The organism is Nocardioides deserti (assembly GCF_014266025.1).
Lineage (GTDB): Bacteria > Actinomycetota > Actinomycetes > Propionibacteriales > Nocardioidaceae > Nocardioides > Nocardioides deserti.
Genome location: NZ_JACMYC010000018.1, coordinates 1 through 18,128 on the forward strand (window position 1 = coordinate 1; position 18,128 = coordinate 18,128).

The 18,128-nt window shown below is 74.1% G+C and carries 16 protein-coding genes; 11 read left to right on the plus strand and 5 right to left on the minus strand.

What is annotated here, in order from left to right; genetic code table 11:
* Nucleotides 1-483: 483 nt before the first annotated feature.
* From ilvD to H7344_RS18125, 4 genes are all read left to right on the plus strand, one after another.
* Nucleotides 484-2,190 (plus strand): dihydroxy-acid dehydratase, encoded by a 1,707-nt coding sequence (ilvD, locus tag H7344_RS18110; protein ID WP_186347397.1) that lies wholly within the window; start codon nucleotides 484-486, stop codon nucleotides 2,188-2,190.
* A 110-nt stretch (nucleotides 2,191-2,300) separates the two neighbouring features.
* Nucleotides 2,301-3,254: an FUSC family protein gene (locus H7344_RS18115; RefSeq protein WP_229706871.1), complete on the plus strand. Its 954-nt coding sequence runs from the start codon at nucleotides 2,301-2,303 to the stop codon at nucleotides 3,252-3,254.
* The gene (locus tag H7344_RS18120) at nucleotides 3,251-4,264 is read left to right on the plus strand and encodes a S66 family peptidase (RefSeq protein WP_186347398.1); all 1,014 of its coding nucleotides are present in this window, start codon (nucleotides 3,251-3,253) and stop codon (nucleotides 4,262-4,264) included. The genes H7344_RS18115 and H7344_RS18120 overlap by 4 nt, the downstream gene beginning before the upstream one ends.
* On the plus strand, nucleotides 4,261-4,992 hold the full coding sequence (locus H7344_RS18125) for a GNAT family N-acetyltransferase (protein ID WP_186347399.1): 732 nt from the start codon (nucleotides 4,261-4,263) through the stop codon (nucleotides 4,990-4,992). Before H7344_RS18120 ends, H7344_RS18125 begins: the two co-directional genes overlap by 4 nt.
* Here the strand turns inward: H7344_RS18125 and H7344_RS18130 are convergent.
* The 3 genes from H7344_RS18130 to H7344_RS18140 are packed head-to-tail and all read right to left on the minus strand — an operon-like array spanning nucleotide 4,958 to nucleotide 8,426.
* Complete coding sequence (locus H7344_RS18130; protein ID WP_186347400.1) at nucleotides 4,958-5,629, minus strand: response regulator; 672 nt, start codon at nucleotides 5,627-5,629, stop codon at nucleotides 4,958-4,960. The two genes, H7344_RS18125 and H7344_RS18130, sit on opposite strands and share 35 nt — an antisense overlap.
* The gene (locus tag H7344_RS18135; RefSeq protein WP_186347401.1) at nucleotides 5,622-7,622 is read right to left on the minus strand and encodes an ATP-binding protein; all 2,001 of its coding nucleotides are present in this window, start codon (nucleotides 7,620-7,622) and stop codon (nucleotides 5,622-5,624) included. Before H7344_RS18135 ends, H7344_RS18130 begins: the two co-directional genes overlap by 8 nt.
* Before the next feature lie 57 nt (nucleotides 7,623-7,679).
* Nucleotides 7,680-8,426 (minus strand): hypothetical protein, encoded by a 747-nt coding sequence (locus H7344_RS18140; protein WP_222130850.1) that lies wholly within the window; start codon nucleotides 8,424-8,426, stop codon nucleotides 7,680-7,682.
* Nucleotides 8,427-8,599: 173 nt separating this feature from the next.
* Between H7344_RS18140 and H7344_RS18145 the strand changes: the two genes are divergently transcribed.
* From H7344_RS18145 to H7344_RS18175, 7 genes are all read left to right on the plus strand, one after another.
* Entirely contained in the window at nucleotides 8,600-9,016 is a 417-nt protein-coding gene (locus H7344_RS18145) for a VOC family protein (RefSeq protein ID WP_186347402.1), read from the plus strand.
* Nucleotides 9,013-9,849: a VOC family protein gene (locus H7344_RS18150; RefSeq protein WP_229706870.1), complete on the plus strand. Its 837-nt coding sequence runs from the start codon at nucleotides 9,013-9,015 to the stop codon at nucleotides 9,847-9,849. Before H7344_RS18145 ends, H7344_RS18150 begins: the two co-directional genes overlap by 4 nt.
* A 394-nt stretch (nucleotides 9,850-10,243) precedes the next feature.
* Nucleotides 10,244-12,007 (plus strand): acetolactate synthase large subunit, encoded by a 1,764-nt coding sequence (locus H7344_RS18155; protein ID WP_222130851.1) that lies wholly within the window; start codon nucleotides 10,244-10,246, stop codon nucleotides 12,005-12,007.
* Nucleotides 12,004-12,543 (plus strand): acetolactate synthase small subunit, encoded by a 540-nt coding sequence (ilvN, locus tag H7344_RS18160; RefSeq protein ID WP_166189349.1) that lies wholly within the window; start codon nucleotides 12,004-12,006, stop codon nucleotides 12,541-12,543. The genes H7344_RS18155 and ilvN overlap by 4 nt, the downstream gene beginning before the upstream one ends.
* Before the next feature lie 122 nt (nucleotides 12,544-12,665).
* A complete protein-coding gene (ilvC, locus tag H7344_RS18165) occupies nucleotides 12,666-13,694 on the plus strand; it encodes a ketol-acid reductoisomerase (protein WP_300959386.1) in 1,029 nt (342 codons plus the stop codon).
* A gap of 50 nt (nucleotides 13,695-13,744) precedes the next feature.
* On the plus strand, nucleotides 13,745-14,464 hold the full coding sequence (locus H7344_RS18170) for a DsbA family oxidoreductase (protein ID WP_186347403.1): 720 nt from the start codon (nucleotides 13,745-13,747) through the stop codon (nucleotides 14,462-14,464).
* 41 nt (nucleotides 14,465-14,505) lie between these two features.
* Nucleotides 14,506-14,973 carry an MSMEG_6728 family protein gene (locus tag H7344_RS18175; protein ID WP_186347404.1) on the plus strand — a complete coding sequence of 156 codons (468 nt, stop codon included), beginning with the start codon at nucleotides 14,506-14,508 and terminating at the stop codon, nucleotides 14,971-14,973.
* Here H7344_RS18175 and H7344_RS18180 read toward each other — a convergent pair.
* Together H7344_RS18180 and yczR are read right to left on the minus strand one after the other, a co-directional pair.
* Nucleotides 14,937-16,484: an ABC-F family ATP-binding cassette domain-containing protein gene (locus tag H7344_RS18180; RefSeq protein ID WP_186347405.1), complete on the minus strand. Its 1,548-nt coding sequence runs from the start codon at nucleotides 16,482-16,484 to the stop codon at nucleotides 14,937-14,939. The genes H7344_RS18175 and H7344_RS18180 overlap by 37 nt on opposite strands.
* 166 nt (nucleotides 16,485-16,650) lie before the next feature.
* A complete protein-coding gene (gene yczR / locus H7344_RS18185; protein WP_186347406.1) occupies nucleotides 16,651-18,087 on the minus strand; it encodes a MocR-like transcription factor YczR in 1,437 nt (478 codons plus the stop codon).
* Nucleotides 18,088-18,128 lie beyond the last annotated feature (41 nt).

The window sequence follows — 18,128 nt, forward strand, 5'->3', positions numbered from 1 at the left end:
CCGCTCCGGCCACGCCTTGGCGTACTTGCGCATCGCGCCGTAGCCGGCGCGGTCGGTGGTGAACCGGCCTGATCCGAGCATCTGCTCACGCCGGTCAACGACCTCGATCGTCGCCGACAACTTGTGGGGATCCACCCCGATGATGACCTGCTCCATGTGCTGCTCCCGCCTGTGCTCGATCCGATGTGGACGGCGAGGTGGGCATTGCTACTACGAGCAGGGCAGTCCCTTCTTGAGCCACGCCTCGTCACGGTGACCGGCGGGCCGCAGACCGAAAGTGAGCCACACCAGAACAGCCGGTGGGCAGCCGCATAGAGAGCTGCCCGCCGATCACCTGAGCCGAGCCTGGCCAGACGCCGGCCCTATGGAAATCGTCTAGTAGGCGCAATTGAACGATCGTCGACCGCCGCGCCGGCCGTCTGACACGTCACACCCGCTGAGACCGGCCGGGGGCGGGCGGCGACCGGGACTAGGCTGAATCTCATGACCGAGCAGGACCCGCAGCAGGCCCAGACCCCCAGCACGCCCGACATCAAGCCCCGCTCGCGCGACGTCACCGACGGTCTCGAGCGGGCCGCGGCCCGCGGCATGCTGCGGGCGGTCGGCATGGGCGACGACGACTGGGAGAAGCCGCAGATCGGCGTCGCGTCCAGCTGGAACGAGATCACCCCCTGCAACCTCTCGCTGGACCGCCTCGCGAAGGCCGCCAAGAACGGCGTGCACGCGGCGGGCGGCTTCCCGATGGAGTTCGGGACGATCTCGGTCTCCGACGGCATCTCGATGGGCCACGAGGGCATGCACTACTCGCTGGTCTCCCGCGAGGTCATCGCCGACTCCGTCGAGGTCGTCATGAGCGCCGAGCGCCTCGACGGCTCGGTGCTGCTGGCCGGCTGCGACAAGTCGCTGCCGGGCATGATGATGGCCGCGGCCCGCCTCGACCTCGCCAGCGTCTTCCTCTACGCGGGCTCGATCATGCCGGGCAACGTGGACGGCAAGGACGTCACGATCATCGACGCCTTCGAGGCCGTCGGCGCCTGCCTGGCCGGCAAGATCTCCCGCGAGGAGGTCGACAAGGTCGAGCGCGCGATCTGCCCGGGCGAGGGTGCGTGCGGCGGCATGTACACCGCCAACACGATGGCCGCCGTCGCCGAGGCGATCGGCATGTCGCTGCCCGGCTCGGCCGCCCCGCCGGCGGTCGACCGCCGCCGCGACGGCTTTGCCCACAAGTCGGGCGAGGCCGTGGTCAACCTGCTCCGCAAGGGCATCACCGCGCGCCAGATCATGACCAAGGAGGCGTTCGAGAACGCCATCACCGTCGTCATGGCCCTCGGCGGCTCCACCAACGCCGTGCTCCACCTGCTCGCCATGGCCCGCGAGGCAGAGGTCGACCTGACCATCGACGACTTCAACCGGATCGGCGACAAGGTGCCGCACCTCGGCGACCTCAAGCCGTTCGGCAAGTACGTCATGTACGACGTCGACAAGGTCGGCGGCATCCCGGTCGTCATGAAGGCGCTCCTTGACGCGGGTCTCATGCATGGCGACTGCCTCACCGTCACCGGCAAGACCCTGGCCGAGAACCTCGCCGACCTGGCCCCGCCGGACCTCGACGACGACGTCATCCGCAGCCTCGACCGTCCGATCCACGCCACCGGCGGCCTGACCATCCTCAAGGGCTCGCTGGCCCCCGAGGGCGCGGTCGTGAAGTCGGCCGGCTTCGACGAGTCGGTCTTCACCGGCACCGCCCGGGTCTTCGACGGCGAGCGCGCCGCGATGGACGCGCTTGCCGAGGGCCGCATCGTCGCCGGCGACGTCGTGGTCATCCGCTACGAGGGCCCCAAGGGCGGCCCGGGCATGCGCGAGATGCTCGCGATCACCGGTGCGATCAAGGGCGCCGGCCTCGGCAAGGACGTCCTGCTCCTCACCGACGGTCGCTTCTCCGGCGGCACCACCGGCCTCTGCGTCGGCCACGTCGCCCCGGAGGCCGTCGACGGCGGTCCGATCGCTTTCGTCCGCGACGGCGACCCCATCACGCTGGACGTGCTCAACCGCAGCCTCGAGGTCGAGATCGACGACATCGAGAGCCGGAAGGTCGGCTGGACCCCCAACCCGCCGAAGTACACCCGCGGCGTCCTGGGCAAGTACGCCGCCACCGTCCGCTCCGCCGCGCACGGCGCGGTCACCAGCTGACCGCCGAGGCTCATCGGTCCCGGGCCGGGCAGCTCCTCGACGAGCTGCTCGGCTTCGGGCCGCACGCCGGCGCGCACCGGGTCGCCGCCCGCGCCGGACTGACGGTCCTCGTGCCGCTGCTCGTGCTGCTGGCGGCCGACCGCGTCGAGTGGTCGATCTACGCGGCGTTCGGCGCGTTCACCTCGCTCTACGGACGCGAGCGCGTCGGCCCGCTGCGCCTGCGGCTGCAGACCGAGGTGGGCGTGCTGCTCACCGGCGTGGTCGTGGCCGGGGTGCTCGTGGGCGCCTCGGAGCACCGGGCCTGGCTCGCCGTGCCCCTGGCCGCCCTGCTCGCCGCTGGCGCCGCCGTGCTCTCGGACCGGCAGCGGTGGCACCCGCCGGGCGCGCTGTTCCCGGTCTTCGCGTTCACCGCCTGCGCCTCGATCCCCGGCGAGCCGGCCGACGCCCCGGTCGCGCTGCTCGTCGCCGGCACCACCGCGGCGTTCGCGCTCCTCGTCGGCAACGCCGGCGCCGCGCTGCGGCGTCAGTGGGGGTACGCCGCGACGCGGCCGCCCGCCGAGCCGCCAATCGGGCGGACCACTGGTCTGTGGCGCCACGTCGCGCCCAGCGCGCTCGCGGTCCTGGTCGCCGGGGCGCTGGCGACCGGGCTCGGCATCGGCCACCCGTACTGGGCGATGGTCTCCGCCGTCGTGCCGCTCGCCGCCGCCGACCCGCTGCGACAGGTGGTCCGCGGGTTGCACCGCATCGTCGGGACGACGCTCGGGCTCGGCCTCGCCGCGCTGCTGCTCGCCTGGGACCCCAACCCGCTGGGCGTGGTGCTCGTCGTGGTCGTGCTCCAGGTGCTGGCCGAGCTGCTGGTCGGCCGCAACTACGCCGCGGCGCTCGTGGTCATCACCCCGCTCGCGCTGCTGATGGTCCACCTCGTCGCGCCGACCCCGACCGGCACCCTGCTGCTCGACCGCGGCGTCGAGACGCTCCTCGGCGTGGTCGTCGGGCTGCTGGTCGGCCGGGCCGCCCGCCGGGTCGGCACGAGGTCGGTGGGGCGCGGCAGGATGGCGGCATGAGCCTGCGCTTCCCACGACCCCTGCGCCCCGGCGACCGGATCGGCGTGACGGCGCCGTCGGCGGGCGTCCAGCCGTCGATGCGCGGCCGCCTCGACGCGGCGGTGGCCGGCCTGGGTGAGCGCGGGTTCGAGGTGGTGCTGGGGACGTGCCTGGGCACGCCCGGGGTCACCTCGGCGCCCAAGGAGGAGCGGGCGGCCGAGCTGACCGCGATGCTGTGCGACCCGACGATCGCCGCGGTCGTGCCGCCGTGGGGCGGCGAGCTCGGCATCGACCTGCTCGACCTGCTCGACTGGGCCGCGCTCGAGCGGGCGGAGCCGACCTGGCTGGTCGGCTTCAGCGACACCTCGCTGCTGCTCGTCGCGCTCACCACCCGCCTCGGGTGGGGCACCCTGCACGGCTCGAACCTCATGGACACCCCCTACGACCCGCCCGCGGGGCTCGCGCACTGGGTCGACGTCGCCTCCGCGACCGGACCGGTCGCCCAGCGCAGCCCCGGGCGGTATCGCACGACCGGCTGGGACGACTACGAGGCCGATCCCGGCGTGCGGACCATGAGCCTCGACGGCACCGGCACCTGGTCCGTGCTCGGCGGGGGCGGCGCGGACGTGACCGGCCGACTGGTCGGCGGCTGCGTCGAGATCATGGGCCCGATCGCCGGGACGCCGTACGGCGACGTCGCGGCGTTCGGCCGCGAGCACGCCGACGAGGGGCTGCTCGTCTACCTCGAGACGTGCGAGGACGGCCCGTTCACCATCGCACGGACGCTCCACGGGCTGCGGCTCGCCGGCTGGTTCGACCACGCGAACGCGGTGCTCGTCGGGCGCACCGCCGCGCCCGACCACCCGGAGATGAGCCAGCGCGAGGCCGTCGTCGACGCGCTCGGCGGGCTCGACGTGCCGGTCGTGCTGGACGTCGACCTCGGCCACGTCCAGCCGCAGGCCCCGCTGGTCAACGGCGCCCGCGCCCGGGTCGTCGTCGGCGACCGCCACGAGATCGTCCAGGAGTGGTGAGCGAGCGCAACCGGCACGGCCAGCAGGTCGGCGAGGTCGTGCCCGGCTGGGAGCCGCGGCCGCTGCCGCAGCCGGTCACGCTGGCCGGTCGCTACGTCCGCCTCGAGCCGGTCGCGCTCGAGCACGCCGCACCGCTGCACGCGGCCCTCTGCGGACCGGAGGACGCCGCGCTGTGGACCTACCGCGCGACCGACCCGCCCGCGGACGTCGCCGGCATGGTCGACCTGCTCCGGCCGCTGGTCGAGCACCCGCAGGCGCGGACGTCCGTGATCGTCCCGACCGAGGGGCCGCTGGCAGGCGAGCCGGCCGGCCTGGCGACGTACTGGCGCGTCGAGCCGGCCCACGGCGTCGTCGAGATCTCCAGCGTCCTCTTCGCCCGCCACCTGCAACGCACCCGCGCGGCCACCGAGGCGATGAGCCTGATGATCGGCGCCGCGTTCGAGGAGTGGGGCTACCGCCGCGTCGAGTGGAAGTGCGACGCCCTCAACGAGCCGAGCAGGCGGGCGGCGGCGCGGCTGGGCTTCACCTACGAGGGCCGGTTCCGGCGACACATGGTGACCAAGGGGCGCACGCGCGACACCGACTGGTTCGCGGTCGTCGACGCCGACTGGCCGGCCGCCCGCGCCGAGCACGAGCGCTGGCTCGACCCGGCCAACTTCGACGAGGCCGGGCGCCAGCGCACCCGGCTGGCGGTCACTCCCCGCCCAGGCCCGCCCGACGCGCGGTGATCATCGCCTGGGCCCGGTCCGGGACGCCGAGCTTGGCCAGCACGTTGGAGACGTGGTTGCGCACGGTCTTCGGGCTCAGCACCAGGCGGCGCGCGATGGTGGCGTTGTCGAAGCCCCGCGCCACCAGGTCCAGCACCTCCCGCTCGCGGTCGGAGAGCTCCGGGAACGGCACCTGCACCGACGTCCGGCTGCCGGTCAGGCTCGCCATCGCCCGGGCCGCGACCTGCGGACCCATGATCGCCTCGCCGTTGGCGACGGCGCGGATCCCGCGCTCGACCTCCTCGGGGGACGCCGACTTCAGCAGGTAGCCCCGGGCGCCGGCCCGGACCGCGGCGACCACCGACTCGTCGTCCTCGTCCATGGTGATGACGAGGACCGCGAGGTGGGGCAGGGCGCGGATGAGGGTGCGGGTCGTCTCGATGCCGGAGTCCTCGCCGAGGTGGAGGTCCATGAGGACGACGTCGACCTCCTCGGTGACCCGCTCGACCGCCTGCGCGGCGTCCTCGGCGAGGGCGACGACCTCGATGCCGGCGAGCGAGCCGAGCAGGCCGGCCATGCCGAGCCGGAAGACCGGGTGGTCGTCGACGACGGCGACGCGGATCGGACGGGTGGTGCGATCGGTGGCCGGCTCATCCATGACGCTCCTCGCAGGGGACGGGGTCGACGGGCAGGACGGCGCGGACGACGGTCCCGCCGCCGGGCGAGGGGGAGACGGTGAGCGTGCCGCCCTGCTCGGCGGCGCGCTCGCGCATGGAGCGTGACCCGACACCCGGCACGGCGTCGGGCGGGACGCCGCGGCCGTCGTCGGCGACCTCGACGACGAGCTCGCGCTCGGCGCGCAGGGCGGTGATGCGGCAGCGGGTGGCGCCGGCGTGCCGCACGACGTTGGTGACGGCCTCGGAGGCGATGCCGTACGCCGCGGCCGCGACCAGCGGGTGCAGCCCGTCGAACCGGTCGGTCTCGACGTCCACGCGGAGCTCGGTCCCGGAGTGGCGGGCGCCCAGCTCGGTGAGCGCCGCGCCGAGCCCGAGCTCGTCGAGCACCGGCGGGAGCAGGTGGTGAGAGAGGCTGCGGACGCCGGCGACGGCGGCGTCGACCTCGCCCTGGAGGTGCCCGAGCAGCTCGGTGGCGGCACCAGGGTCGGTGGCGAGCAGGTTGCGGGCGCCCTGGAGGCCCAGCCGGATGCCGGCGAGGGAGGGGCCGAGGCCGTCGTGGATCTCGCGGCGGATGACCCGGCGCTCCTCGAGGCGCACCGACGCGAGCCGCACCCGCAGCGCGTCGACGTCGGCCGCGGCCCGGGCGACCGCGACGGACGCCGCGAGCACGGACCCGAGGTCGGCCAGGGTCGCCAGGTCGCGGGGGGAGAGGGACTCGCCCGCGCGCGGGGTGACCTCGAGGGTGCCGACGCGCTCGCCGCGGTGACGCAGTGCGAGCTCCTGCGGCTGCTGCGTCGGCTCGCCCCAGCGGACCGGTTCGAGGCCGTCGGCCAGCACGGCCACCGACTCGAGCCGGACCGAGCGGCCGACGTCCTCGGCGAGCGACGCGAGCAGGTCGGCGACCGGGGCGTCGCCGACCAGCTGCGAGCCGAGGCGGCGCACGACGCGGCCCGGGTCGGCCGCGTCGCCGTACACCAGCCGGTGCACGCGGCGGGCCAGCACGATCCGCGCCGGCTGGACCGCCACGGCGACGGAGGCGGCCGCGAGCAGCTGCGGGGTGCCGTCGCCGGGCAGCACCCGGGTGAGCAGCACGACCACCACGAGGTAGAGCACGACGAGGCCGGTCGCGAGCAGGCCGGCGAGCACGGTGCGGCTCACGACCAGCCCCAGGCCCCACAGCCGGTTGCGCAGCACCACGACCAGCACCGCGGCCGGGAAGACCGCCTGCGAGACCAGGTGCAGCGCCGGCGTCAGCCAGAACGGCAGGGTGACGGCGGTGACCACCAGCGGGACGAACGAGACCGCGAGGACGAGCGTGCCGAGGACCAGCCAGCCCAGGCCGGTGCGCTCCTCGACCGGCCCGCGCCGGCGGCGTACCTCCACCGCCAGCGCGGTGACCAGGCCGAGCGCGATCGCGACGCGGCACCAGTCGAAGAAGTGCGCGTCCATGCGGTACGACGCGATCGGCATCCACACCGACAGCGCACCGCCGGCCGCGACCGCGGCCCACTCCAGCGGCCGCAGCGCCTGCTCCCGCACCAGCCACGGCACGACGAGGAAGAGCGCGAACGTGCCCGGCATCCACGCGGTGCCCTGGAGCGCCGAGATGTGCTCGACCCACGGCAGGTCGCCGCGGCGCATGTCGAGCATGGTGTACGTCGCGCCGAAGCCGGCCAGCCCACCGCCCACCGCGGCCACGGCGAGCAGCCACGGCACCGGGTGGGAGCGGCGGCTCAGCGTGACGGCCGCGACCGTGCCGTAGACCGCGCCGACGGTGAGGTCGACGAGCAGGAACCACATGTTCTGGTCGACGGTCGGCCGGGCCAGGGCGAGGAGCACGAGGGCGGCTGCGACGAGCATCCAGGACGTGATGGCGACGGCGCCCGCCGCCAGCGGGCGGCCCACCGGCCGCGTGGACGGTGCAGGCAGCGGGACCGCAGCGGGGGCTCGGACGCCGGTGTCGACGGTCGACATGGCGCGCAGCGTAGGCCGCGGCCGCGCCGTCCCGGGGGCGATTGGCACGATCGCGGCTCAGCCGTGATGGGGCCGGTCGCGCCGGTCGCGCCGGTCGCGCCGGTCACCGAGGGCGAACCCGAGGCCCAGCAGCAGGACGAGGACCGGGCCCGGCATGCCGGCGAGGTACTGCAGCGGCGACATGCCGGCGACCAACGTCAGGCCGCCCAGGACCGCGCAGACCCAGCCGAGCCAGCGCGGGGCCGCCGCGTGGCGCAGCGACGCCACCGCGACGGCGACGCCGGTGACCCCGGCGCCCACCCACAGCCACGGCACGGTGCCGACCCAGTGGGCGACCACGGCCGCGAACTCGGTGGTCAGCGGCCACTCCTCGTCGCCGATCGCGAAGATCGTCTCGGTCGTGAACGCGCTGCCCATCAGCGCGACCACGGCGGTCAGCAGCAGCCCGCCGGCCGCGACGTCCGGCAGCAGGCTCCCCGCCGGGGCCTGGTCCTGGAGCCGGCGGCGCAGGCCCGCGGCGAGGACGAGCAGCAGCACGCAGGCCACCATCGACGACACGTGCAGCGCGACCAGCTGCGGCACCTGGTCGGCCAGCCGGTCGGCGATCGCCTCGGCTCCGCGCGCGTCCTCGGAGTACGCCGCGTCGACATGCATCGAGGACTGGACCGCCACGACGCCGGCCAGGCCGGCCACCGCGCCGCTTGCGCCCCAGAGCCGGCCGCCCCGCGGCGTACGTCGCGTCGTGCTCGTGCTGGTCGTTGCGGGGTCCGGGGCGGGGGTGGCGAGGGCGTCGATCGCGGTCATGGCGTGCTCCTGGGGCGGACGGGTTCGGTGTTTGACGGGTCCGAGCGTGCTGCGCCCGCCGTCCCGGCCGGCAGGGCCGCGCGTCCCGACTCCGTGGGCTCCCGGCCGTCTCGATGGCCGTGGGCTGTCTCATGGCCGTGACCCGTGTCGGCGGGCCGTGGCAGGGTCGGCCCATGGACCAGCGACTCAGCTTCGTGACGCTCGCGGTGGCCGACCTGGCGGCCAGCCGCGCCTTCTACTGCGACGGGCTCGGGTGGGAGCCGGCGCTGGAGGTGCCGGACGACGTGCTGATGATCGAGGTGGGGGAGCGGCTCGTGCTCTCGCTGTGGGTGCGGGAGGCGTTCGAGGCCGAGGTCGGCCCGATCGCGAGCGGGCCGGGCGTCGCACCGTTCACGCTCGCGCACAACGTGGCCACCCGTGAGGAGGTCGACGCGGCGCTGGCGACCGCGCGGTCCGCCGGCGCCGACCCGGTGAGCCCCGCGCAGGAGCGGGTGTGGGGCGGCTTCACCGGTTACTTCGCCGACCCCGACGGGTATCGGTGGGAGGTCGCGTACAACCCCGGACCCATCGGATCGAAGGTGCTCCCGTGACCGAGCAGAACCAGCAAGGCGACCCCGGCCAGACCGACGACACCGACGCGTCCGACCCTCCGGAGCCCGGCGTGCAGGGCGGCCCGCGCGCGACGCCCGACCGCGGCGGCGACCCGGGCGTCACGACCGATCCCTCCACCGTCGCCATGAACGCCACCGCCGGCGCCGACGACCGCACGGTGCTCAGCGGTCACGACGTCGAGGCCGAGCTGCTCGCGGACTGGCGGGTGATGTTCGACCAGCTGCACGCGCGGTTCGCGACCGGTGACTTCGCGACCGGGCTGCGGCTCGTGGCGGCGATCGGCGAGGCCGCCGAGGAGGCAGACCACCACCCCGACGTCGAGCTGACCTACGCCGCCGTGGTCGTCCGTCTCTGGAGCCACGACGTCGGCGGCACCACGATGCGCGACGTCCGGCTCGCCCGGGAGATCAGCGACGCGGCTGCCCGGGTCGGGGCGACCCCGGAGCCGGAGCGCCTCTCGGTGCTCGAGCTCGCCCTCGACACCGACGACCTCGAGGCGGTCCGCCCGTTCTGGGCGGCGCTGCTCGGCTACGAAGGTGACGACGAGACCCCCGACGAGCTCCGCGACCCCACCGGCCACGGTCCGACCCTGTGGTTCCAGGAGTCCGACCCGCGCTCGCCCGACGACGTCGAGCAGCGCTTCCACCTCGACCTCCGCGTCCCGCCCGAGGTCGCCGAGCGCCGGGTCCGGGCCGCGGTCGAGGCCGGCGGCACCCTCGTCGACGAGGGCCGCGCCCCCAGCTTCTGGGTCCTGGCCGACGCCCAGGGCAACCGCGCCTGCATCACCACCTGGCTCGGCCGGGGCGCCTGACCCCACCCGAGAAGCCGTGAGGTTCATCGGGGCCCCGATGAACCTCACGGCTACCCGATGAAATTTCATCGGGGGACCGTCAGCTTCATCGGCTACCCGATGAAGCTGCCGCCGGCCCGCCCCGACCCGGCCCAGCATGTGGGACATGCGTCCCGTATGCTGGGACGGCAGCCGTGACCGGGTGACGGGCGCGGGGCCGGGCGGCTACCGTGGTCGCATGCGCCAGGACCTCCTTGTACGCACGCGACGCGTGGGCTGAGCCAGACCGGCTCCCGCCAGCGCGTCACCCCTCGCCGCCTGCGGCCGAGGGGTTTTTTGTTGGCCAGGCACACGCAGGAACACACGCACGGAACACCGCAGGACCGAGCACCACCACCGGAACGGGGAAGCAGGAATGACCGAGCAGATCACGGGCGCCCAGAGCCTGGTCAGGTCGCTGGAGGCCGCCGGGGTCACCGACATCTTCGGCATCCCGGGCGGCGCGATCCTCCCGGCGTACGACCCGCTGATGGACTCCTCGATCCGCCACGTCCTCGTCCGCCACGAGCAGGGCGCCGGCCACGCCGCCCAGGGGTACGCCGCGGCGACGGGCCGGGTGGGCGTGTGCATGGCGACCTCGGGGCCGGGCGCGACCAACCTGGTCACGCCGATCGCGGACGCCCACATGGACTCGGTGCCGATGGTGGCCGTGACCGGCCAGGTCGGCGCGTCCATGATCGGCACGGACGCCTTCCAGGAGGCGGACATCCGCGGCATCACGATGCCGATCACCAAGCACAACTTCCTGGTCACCGACCCCGCCGAGATCCCCCAGCGGGTGGCCGAGGCGTTCCACATCGCCGCCACCGGCCGCCCCGGCCCGGTCCTCGTCGACGTGGCCAAGTCGGCGCTCGAGGCGATGACGACGTTCCGGTGGCCCACCGAGCTCCAGCTGCCCGGCTACCGCCCCGTGACCAAGCCGCACGCCAAGCAGATCCGCGAGGCCGCGAAGCTGATCCTCGAGTCGCGCCGCCCGGTGCTGTACGTCGGCGGCGGCACGATCCGCTCCGGCGCGTCGGCCGAGCTGCGGGCGCTCGCGGAGCTGACCGGCATGCCGGTCGTCACCACGCTGATGGCGCGCGGCGCGTTCCCCGACAGCCACCCGCAGCACCTTGGCATGCCGGGCATGCACGGCTCGGTCTCCGCGGTCGCCGGCCTGCAGAAGTCCGACCTGATCATCAGCCTCGGCGCGCGCTTCGACGACCGGGTCACCGGCCGGCTGGACTCCTTCGCGCCCGGCGCGAAGGTCATCCACGCCGACATCGACCCGGCCGAGATCGGCAAGAACCGCCACGCCGACGTCCCGATCGTCGGCGACTGCCGCGAGGTCATCGCCGACCTGGTCACGGTGCTCAAGGCGGAGGCGGACGCCGGCCACACCGGTGACTTCGAGGCGTGGGCGGAGTTCCTCTCCGGCATCAAGCGCCGCTACCCGCTGGGCTACGAGACCCCGGCCGACGGCAGCCTCGCGCCGCAGTACGTCATCCAGCGCCTCGGCGAGATCGCCGGCCCGGACGCGATCTACACCTCCGGCGTCGGCCAGCACCAGATGTGGGCCGCGCAGTTCATCGGCTACGAGAAGCCGATGACCTGGCTCAACTCCGGCGGCCTCGGCACGATGGGCTACTCGGTCCCGGCCGCGATGGGCGCCAAGGTGGGTGCCCCCGACACGACCGTGTGGGCGATCGACGGCGACGGCTGCTTCCAGATGACCAACCAGGAGCTGGCCACCTGCGCGATCAACGACATCCCGATCAAGGTCGCGATCGTCAACAACGAGTCGCTCGGCATGGTCCGGCAGTGGCAGACGCTCTTCTACAACGAGCGCTACTCCAACACCGACCTGCACTCCAAGCGGATCCCCGACTTCGTCAAGCTCGCCGAGGCCTACGGCTGCGTGGGCCTGGCCTGCGAGAGCCCGGCCGACGTCGACTCGACCATCGAGAAGGCCATGTCGATCAACGACGTCCCGGTCGTCGTCGACTTCCGCGTCAACCGCGACGCGATGGTCTGGCCGATGGTCGCCGCCGGCAAGAGCAACGACGAGATCAAGTACGCACGTGACCTCGCACCCGACTTCGACCGGGTCGAGGACGACTGGGAGGTCCGCCCCGCATGAGCAAGCACACCCTCTCGGTCCTGGTGGAGGACAAGCCCGGTGTCCTCGCCCGGATCGCCGGCCTCTTCAGCCGCCGCGGCTTCAACATCGACTCGCTCGCGGTCGGACCGACCGAGCACGCCGACGTCTCGCGGATGACCATCGTCGTCAACGTCGAGTCGTCCCCGCTGGAGCAGGTGACCAAGCAGCTCAACAAGCTCGTCGAGGTCATCAAGATCGTCGAGCTCGACCCGACCGCATCGGTCGACCGCGAGCTCGTCCTGGTCAAGGTCGCCGCCACCGCGGAGACCCGGGGCCAGGTGCTCGACACCGTCCAGCTCTTCCGCGCCAAGGTCATCGACGTGGCCCCCGACGCGGTCACCATCCAGATCACCGGCAACGCCGGCAAGATCGCGGACTTCCTGCGCGTGCTGGAGCCTTTCGGCATCCGCGAGCTCGTGCAGTCCGGGATGGTCGCCATCGGCCGCGGCTCGCGGTCGATCTCCGAGCGCAGCCTGCGCCCGGTCACCGTCCCCGCGCGGCCCGCCGTCGGCTGACCGCCGTACGCCACGGCGTACCCCGGCACCGCACTCCCGCACCGCACTCGCACCGCACGGACCAGCACCACCGACGCCCACTGCCGCCAACCGGCAGGACCCAACCAGAAGGAGAAGCCCTCGTGGCTGAGATGTTCTACGACGACGACGCCGACCTGTCCCTGATCCAGGGCAAGAACGTGGCCGTCATCGGCTACGGCAGCCAGGGCCACGCCCACGCGCTGTCGCTGCGTGACTCCGGTGTCGACGTGCGCGTCGGCCTGCAGCCCGGCTCGAAGAGCCGCGAGAAGGCCGAGGCCGAGGGCCTGCGCGTCGTCACGCCGGCCGAGGCCGCGGAGGAGGCCGACGTCATCGTCATCCTCGCCCCCGACCAGCACCAGCGGAAGATCTACGCCGAGGAGATCGCCCCCCACCTCGCCGAGGGCGACACCCTGGTCTTCGGCCACGGCTTCAACATCCGCTTCGGCTACATCACCCCGCCCGAAGGCGTCGACGTCTTCATGGTCGCGCCGAAGGGCCCGGGCCACCTGGTGCGTCGTGAGTACGTCGACGGCCGCGGCGTCCCCGTGCTCGTCGCCGTCGAGAAGGACGCCTCGGGCACGGCCTGGGACCTCGCGCTGTCCTACGCCAAGGGCATCGGCGGCCTGCGTGCCGGTGGCATCAAGACCACCTTCACCGAGGAGACCGAGACCGACCTGTTCGGCGAGCAGGCCGTCCTGTGCGGTGGCGCCTCGCAGCTGGTGCAGTACGGCTTCGAGGTCCTCACCGAGGCCGGCTACCAGCCCGAGGTCGCCTACTTCGAGTGCCTTCACGAGCTGAAGCTGATCGTCGACCTCATGTACGAGGGCGGCATCGCCAAGCAGCGCTGGTCGGTCTCCGACACCGCCGAGTTCGGTGACTACGTCTCCGGTCCGCGCGTCATCGACGAGCGCGTCAAGCAGAACATGGTCGCGGTCCTCGAGGACGTGAAGAACGGCTCGTTCGCCGAGCGCTTCATCACCGACCAGGAGAACGGCTCGCCGGAGTTCAAGAAGTTCCGCGAGCAGGGCGAGCAGCACCCGATCGAGAAGACCGGCCGCGAGCTGCGCAAGCTCATGGCGTGGGTCAAGAGCCACGACTCGGACTACACCGAGGGCACCGCCACGCGCTGACGCACGGCAGCACCAGGAACAAACGCGGGCAGGCGACGCGTTCCGATCTCATGCGCATCGAGATCTGGAGCGACGTCGTCTGCCCGTGGTGCTACGTGGGCAAGCGCCGTCTGGAGAAGGCCCTCGCCGGCTTCGAGCACCGCGACGCCGTCGAGGTCGTCTACCGCTCCTTCGAGCTGGACCCCACCGCCCCGCAGCACGGCCACGAGTCGACGCTGAGCCAGCTGGCCAAGAAGTACGGTCAGTCCGAGGAGCAGATGCGCGCCGGCATGCAGTCGCTCATCGAGACGGCCGCCGGCGAGGGCCTGGACATGAAGCTCTTCGACAACGTCCACACCAACACCGTCGACGCCCACCGCCTGCTGCACCTCGCCCTCGAGACCGGCGGTCCCGCCCTGCAGCGCGAGCTCAAGGAGCAGCTGCTGGCGGCGTACTTCCTGCGCGCCGAGGACGTCGGCGACCACGACGTGCTCCGCGCCGCCGCCCGAACCGCCGGCCTCGTCGAGGCGGCAGGGGAGGAGCGGGTCGACGCGGTCCTCGCGAGCCAGGAGTACGCCGACGCGGTCGCCGCCGACGTCGCCCAGGCGCGGGCCTACGGCGCGACCGGCGTGCCGTTCTTCGTCGTCGACCAGCGCTACGGCGTCTCAGGCGCCCAACCCACCGAGGTCTTCGAGCAGGTGCTCACCCAGGCCTGGGCCGACGCCCACCCGGTCCTCACGCCCGTCGGCGGCGACGCCGACGCCTGCGGCCCCGACGGCTGCGCCATCTGACCGTCGGGTTCTCGCGCCCCCTTGCGGGGCACCGGGACGGCGTGCAGACCTTCCTCCCGTACGCCGACTTCGACCGCTCCGCGCGGGTGCTGGACCAGAAGCGGCTCGGCAAGCAGCGGGTCGAGTGCATCCAGGTCGTGCGCGGGCTGACCTACCCGACGTACGGCTGGAAGAACCACCCGGCGGTGAAGATGTGGCGCGGTCACCTCGAGGCGCTCGGCCGCTACTCCTTCGCGTGCTGCGAGGCGTGGGTGGAGCTGGGGTACGGCGACACCTGCGCCGCCACCATCGGCACCGACCTGGCCGCGGCCGGGGTCCGCGACGTGCGCACCCAGGCCGAGCTCGCGGAGGCGGGCGCGCTGCCGCCGTGGCTCGGGGACGAGGCGCTGCACCGCAGCCACCAGTCGAACCTGGTGCGCAAGGACCCGGAGCTCTACGGCCCACGGTTCCCCGGCGTGCCCGGTGACCTGCCCTACGTCTGGCCGGGCGACCCGACCGCCGCGGCCTGACCGAGGTCCAGCACCCGGTCGACCCCGACGTCCTCGAGGAACCGGTGGTCGTGGCTGACCACGACCAGGGCCCCGCGGTAGGACGCCAGCGCCGAGACCAGCGCGTCGTACGACGCAAGGTCGAGGTTGTTCGTGGGCTCGTCGAGCAGCAACAGCTGCGGGGGCGGGTCGGCCAGCAGCAGCGCGGCCAGCGTCGCGCGGAACCGCTCGCCGCCCGACAGCGTGCCGACGACGCGGTCGGCCGCCCGGCCGCGGAAGAGGAACCGCGCGAGCCGGGCCCGGACCTCGCCCGGCTCGTGCCCGGGCGCGCGGGCCGCGACGTTGTCCGCCACGCTGACGGCGTCGTCGAGCAGGTCGAGGCGCTGGGGGAGGAAGGCGACCGGCACCCGGGCCTCCTCGACCAGCCGGCGCAGCAGCGTGGTCTTGCCCGACCCGTTCGGCCCGACCACCCCGATCCGGTCCGGCCCGCTGACGGGCAGCACGCCGTCGAGCACCACCCTGCCCCGCGGCACCTCGGTCCCGGGCAGGTCGATGCGGATCTCGCGGTCCTCCCGCAGGCGTGACTCCGCCTCGTCGAGGCGTCCGCGCGCGGCGTCGAGCCGCTCCTCGTGCACCTTGCGGTACGCCGCCGCCGACCGCTCCGCAGCGTTGCGCTTCTTCCCCGCGACGACCGGCGGCAAGCTGCCGGACAGCTGGACGGCCCGGCCCTGCCGCCGGCGCTGCGCCAGGACCCGCTCCGCCTCGACCCGGTCCGCCTTCTGCCGCCGGAGGTCGGACCGGGCCGCGGTGACGGCCCGCTCGGCGGCGTCCTGCTCGGCAGCGACCTGCGCGGCGTACGAGGTCCAGCCGCCGCCGTACCACCGCACCGCGCCGTCGCGGAGCTCGCCGATCCGGTCGACCCGCTCGAGCAGGTCGCGGTCGTGGCTGACCACCAGCAGCGTGCGGGACCAGCCGGCGACCAGGTCGTGCAGGGCGGCTCGGGCCTCGGCGTCGAGGTTGTTCGTCGGCTCGTCGAGCAGGAGGACGTCGGGCCGGCCCAGCAGCACCCGGGCCAGCCCGAGCCGGGTCACCTCACCGCCGGACAGCTCGCCGAGCCGGCGGTCGAGCACGTCGGGAGGCAGGCCCAGCCGGGCCAGCTCGGCGACGGCACGGTCCTCGGCGTCCCAGTCGTCGCCGACGACGTCGTAGTGCGCCTGGTCGACCGAGCCGGCCTCGATCGCCCGGAGCGCGCGGCGCAGGTCGGCGAGGCCGAGCAGGTCGTCGACCGGGCGCCCGGGATCGGTGGTGAGGTCCTGCGGCAGGTGGCCGACCTCCCCGACGACCACCACGTGGCCGGCGGTGGGCCGCAGCAGGCCGGCGACGACCTTGAGCAGCGTGGACTTGCCCGAGCCGTTGGCTCCGACCAGGCCGGAGCGGCCCGGCGGGACGAGCAGGTCGAGGCCGCGCAGCGCGGTGGTGCCGTCAGGCCAGGTGAGATCGACGGAGGAGAGGGTGACGACGGACGAGGGCACGGTTGCTCCCGGGAGGTGAGGAGGGTGCGTCGCAGCGGCCGAGCGGCTCGGCTGCGGCGCGGGGTCACCTCAGAGGAACAACGGCGGTCCTGTCGTCGGGGGTGGGACGTGGAGGACGGTACGTCGCCGGCCGGCCTCGCCGCGAGCGGTTTTCGCCGGCGCTCGCTCAGGCCACCATCACCCGACCGGTACGTCGCCGGGCGGCCCCCGCCGGTCGCTCGCGCACGACCGCCCACGCGGATGCCAGTCGCCGGACCGCCTCCTCCAGCTCCTCGGCCGGCCGCGTCCACGGGACCCGCACGAACCGGTCGAGGCCGCCGGAGACCGCGAAGACCGGTCCCGGCGCGACGATCACGCCCTGCTGCTCGGCCTCGGCGGTGACGGCGGTGGCCAGCGGCCGCGGCAGCTCGCACCACACCGCCAGCCCGCCGCCGGGCAGCCGGAAGCGCCAGTCCGGCAGGTGCTCGGCCAGCGCCCCGGCCAGCGCGTCGCGCTGCTCGCGCAGCCGGCTCACGTGGTCGGGCAGCACCGGGCCGTCGGCCAGCAGCCGGGCCAGCACCAGCTGCTCGAGCACCGGTGCGCCGAGGTCCATCGCCACCCGGGCGTCGGTCAGGTCGGCCATCCGCTCGTGCGGCGCGCGGATCCAGCCCAGCCGCAGGCCGCCCCAGAAGCTCTTGCTTGCGCTGCCGATGGTGATCGTCCCCGGCGCGTGCGCCGCGAACGGCCGCGGCATCTCCTGCCCGTCGAGCGCGAGCGCCTGGTGCGCCTCGTCGACCACCGCGACCGTGCCCGCCCGGCGCAGGTGCGCGGCGTACTGCTCGCGCTGGGCGTCGCTCATCAGGTGCCCCGTCGGGTTCTGGAAGTCCGGGACGAGGTAGGCCAGCCCCGGCCGGGTCTGCCGCAGGACGGCGCCGACCGCGTCGAGGTCCCAGCCGTCGGGGTCGACCGGGGCCTCCACCAGCCGAGCGCCGGTGCGCCGCAGCGCCTGGGTGGCGTTGGGGTAGACCGGCGACTCGACCAGCACCCGCTGCCCGCGGCCCGCGAACGCCGCCGCCACGATGCCCGCCGCGCTCAGCGCACCCGGCGTGACCATGACCTGCGCCGGGTCGGTCGGCAGCCCGCGCGCCTCGTAGGTCGCCGCGATCGCCGCCTGGAGCCCCGGCAGGCCGGCGGGGAAGTAGCCGTGCCCGCCGAGGTACGCCGGCAGGTCGGCCGCCGCGTCCGCGTACGCCGCGGCGAGGCCGGCCGGCGCGGTCGCCGCCGCGCAGTTCAGGTCGATCGCGGTGTCGTCGCCGGGGCGGGGGAGCAGCGCCCGGTCGTGGGACCGGGCGCGCCCGCCCGGGACGCGGGTGAAGGTGCCCGCGCCCTGGCGTGCCTCGGCGTACCCGCTCTCGCACAACGCGGCGTACGCCCTGGTCACCGTGGTGCGGGAGACGCCGAGCACCTCGGTGAGCTCGCGCTCGCTCGGCAACCGGGTGCCCAGCGGCACCCGGCCGTCGCCGATGAGGAGGGTGAGGGCCTCGGCCAGACCGGCGTAGGCGGGGGAGCGGCTGAAGCCGTCGACGAGCGAGGCGACCCGGGCGGCGCTGACGGACTGCTGCATGCAGACCACTGTCGCACGATTGGCTATTGGTGAGCAGTCCA

Excerpts from the sequence above, each read along its gene's own strand:
- ilvD (WP_186347397.1), top strand. The coding sequence starts at position 484 with ATGACCGAGCAGGACCCGCAGCAGGCCCAGACCCCCAGCACGCCCGAC.
- H7344_RS18120 (WP_186347398.1), top strand. The coding sequence starts at position 3,251 with ATGAGCCTGCGCTTCCCACGACCCCTGCGCCCCGGCGACCGGATCGGC.
- H7344_RS18130 (WP_186347400.1), bottom strand. The coding sequence starts at position 5,629 with ATGGATGAGCCGGCCACCGATCGCACCACCCGTCCGATCCGCGTCGCC.
- H7344_RS18135 (WP_186347401.1), bottom strand. The coding sequence starts at position 7,622 with ATGTCGACCGTCGACACCGGCGTCCGAGCCCCCGCTGCGGTCCCGCTG.
- H7344_RS18140 (WP_222130850.1), bottom strand. The coding sequence starts at position 8,426 with ATGACCGCGATCGACGCCCTCGCCACCCCCGCCCCGGACCCCGCAACG.
- H7344_RS18145 (WP_186347402.1), top strand. The coding sequence starts at position 8,600 with ATGGACCAGCGACTCAGCTTCGTGACGCTCGCGGTGGCCGACCTGGCG.
- H7344_RS18155 (WP_222130851.1), top strand. The coding sequence starts at position 10,244 with ATGACCGAGCAGATCACGGGCGCCCAGAGCCTGGTCAGGTCGCTGGAG.
- ilvN (WP_166189349.1), top strand. The coding sequence starts at position 12,004 with ATGAGCAAGCACACCCTCTCGGTCCTGGTGGAGGACAAGCCCGGTGTC.
- H7344_RS18170 (WP_186347403.1), top strand. The coding sequence starts at position 13,745 with ATGCGCATCGAGATCTGGAGCGACGTCGTCTGCCCGTGGTGCTACGTG.
- yczR (WP_186347406.1), bottom strand. The coding sequence starts at position 18,087 with ATGCAGCAGTCCGTCAGCGCCGCCCGGGTCGCCTCGCTCGTCGACGGC.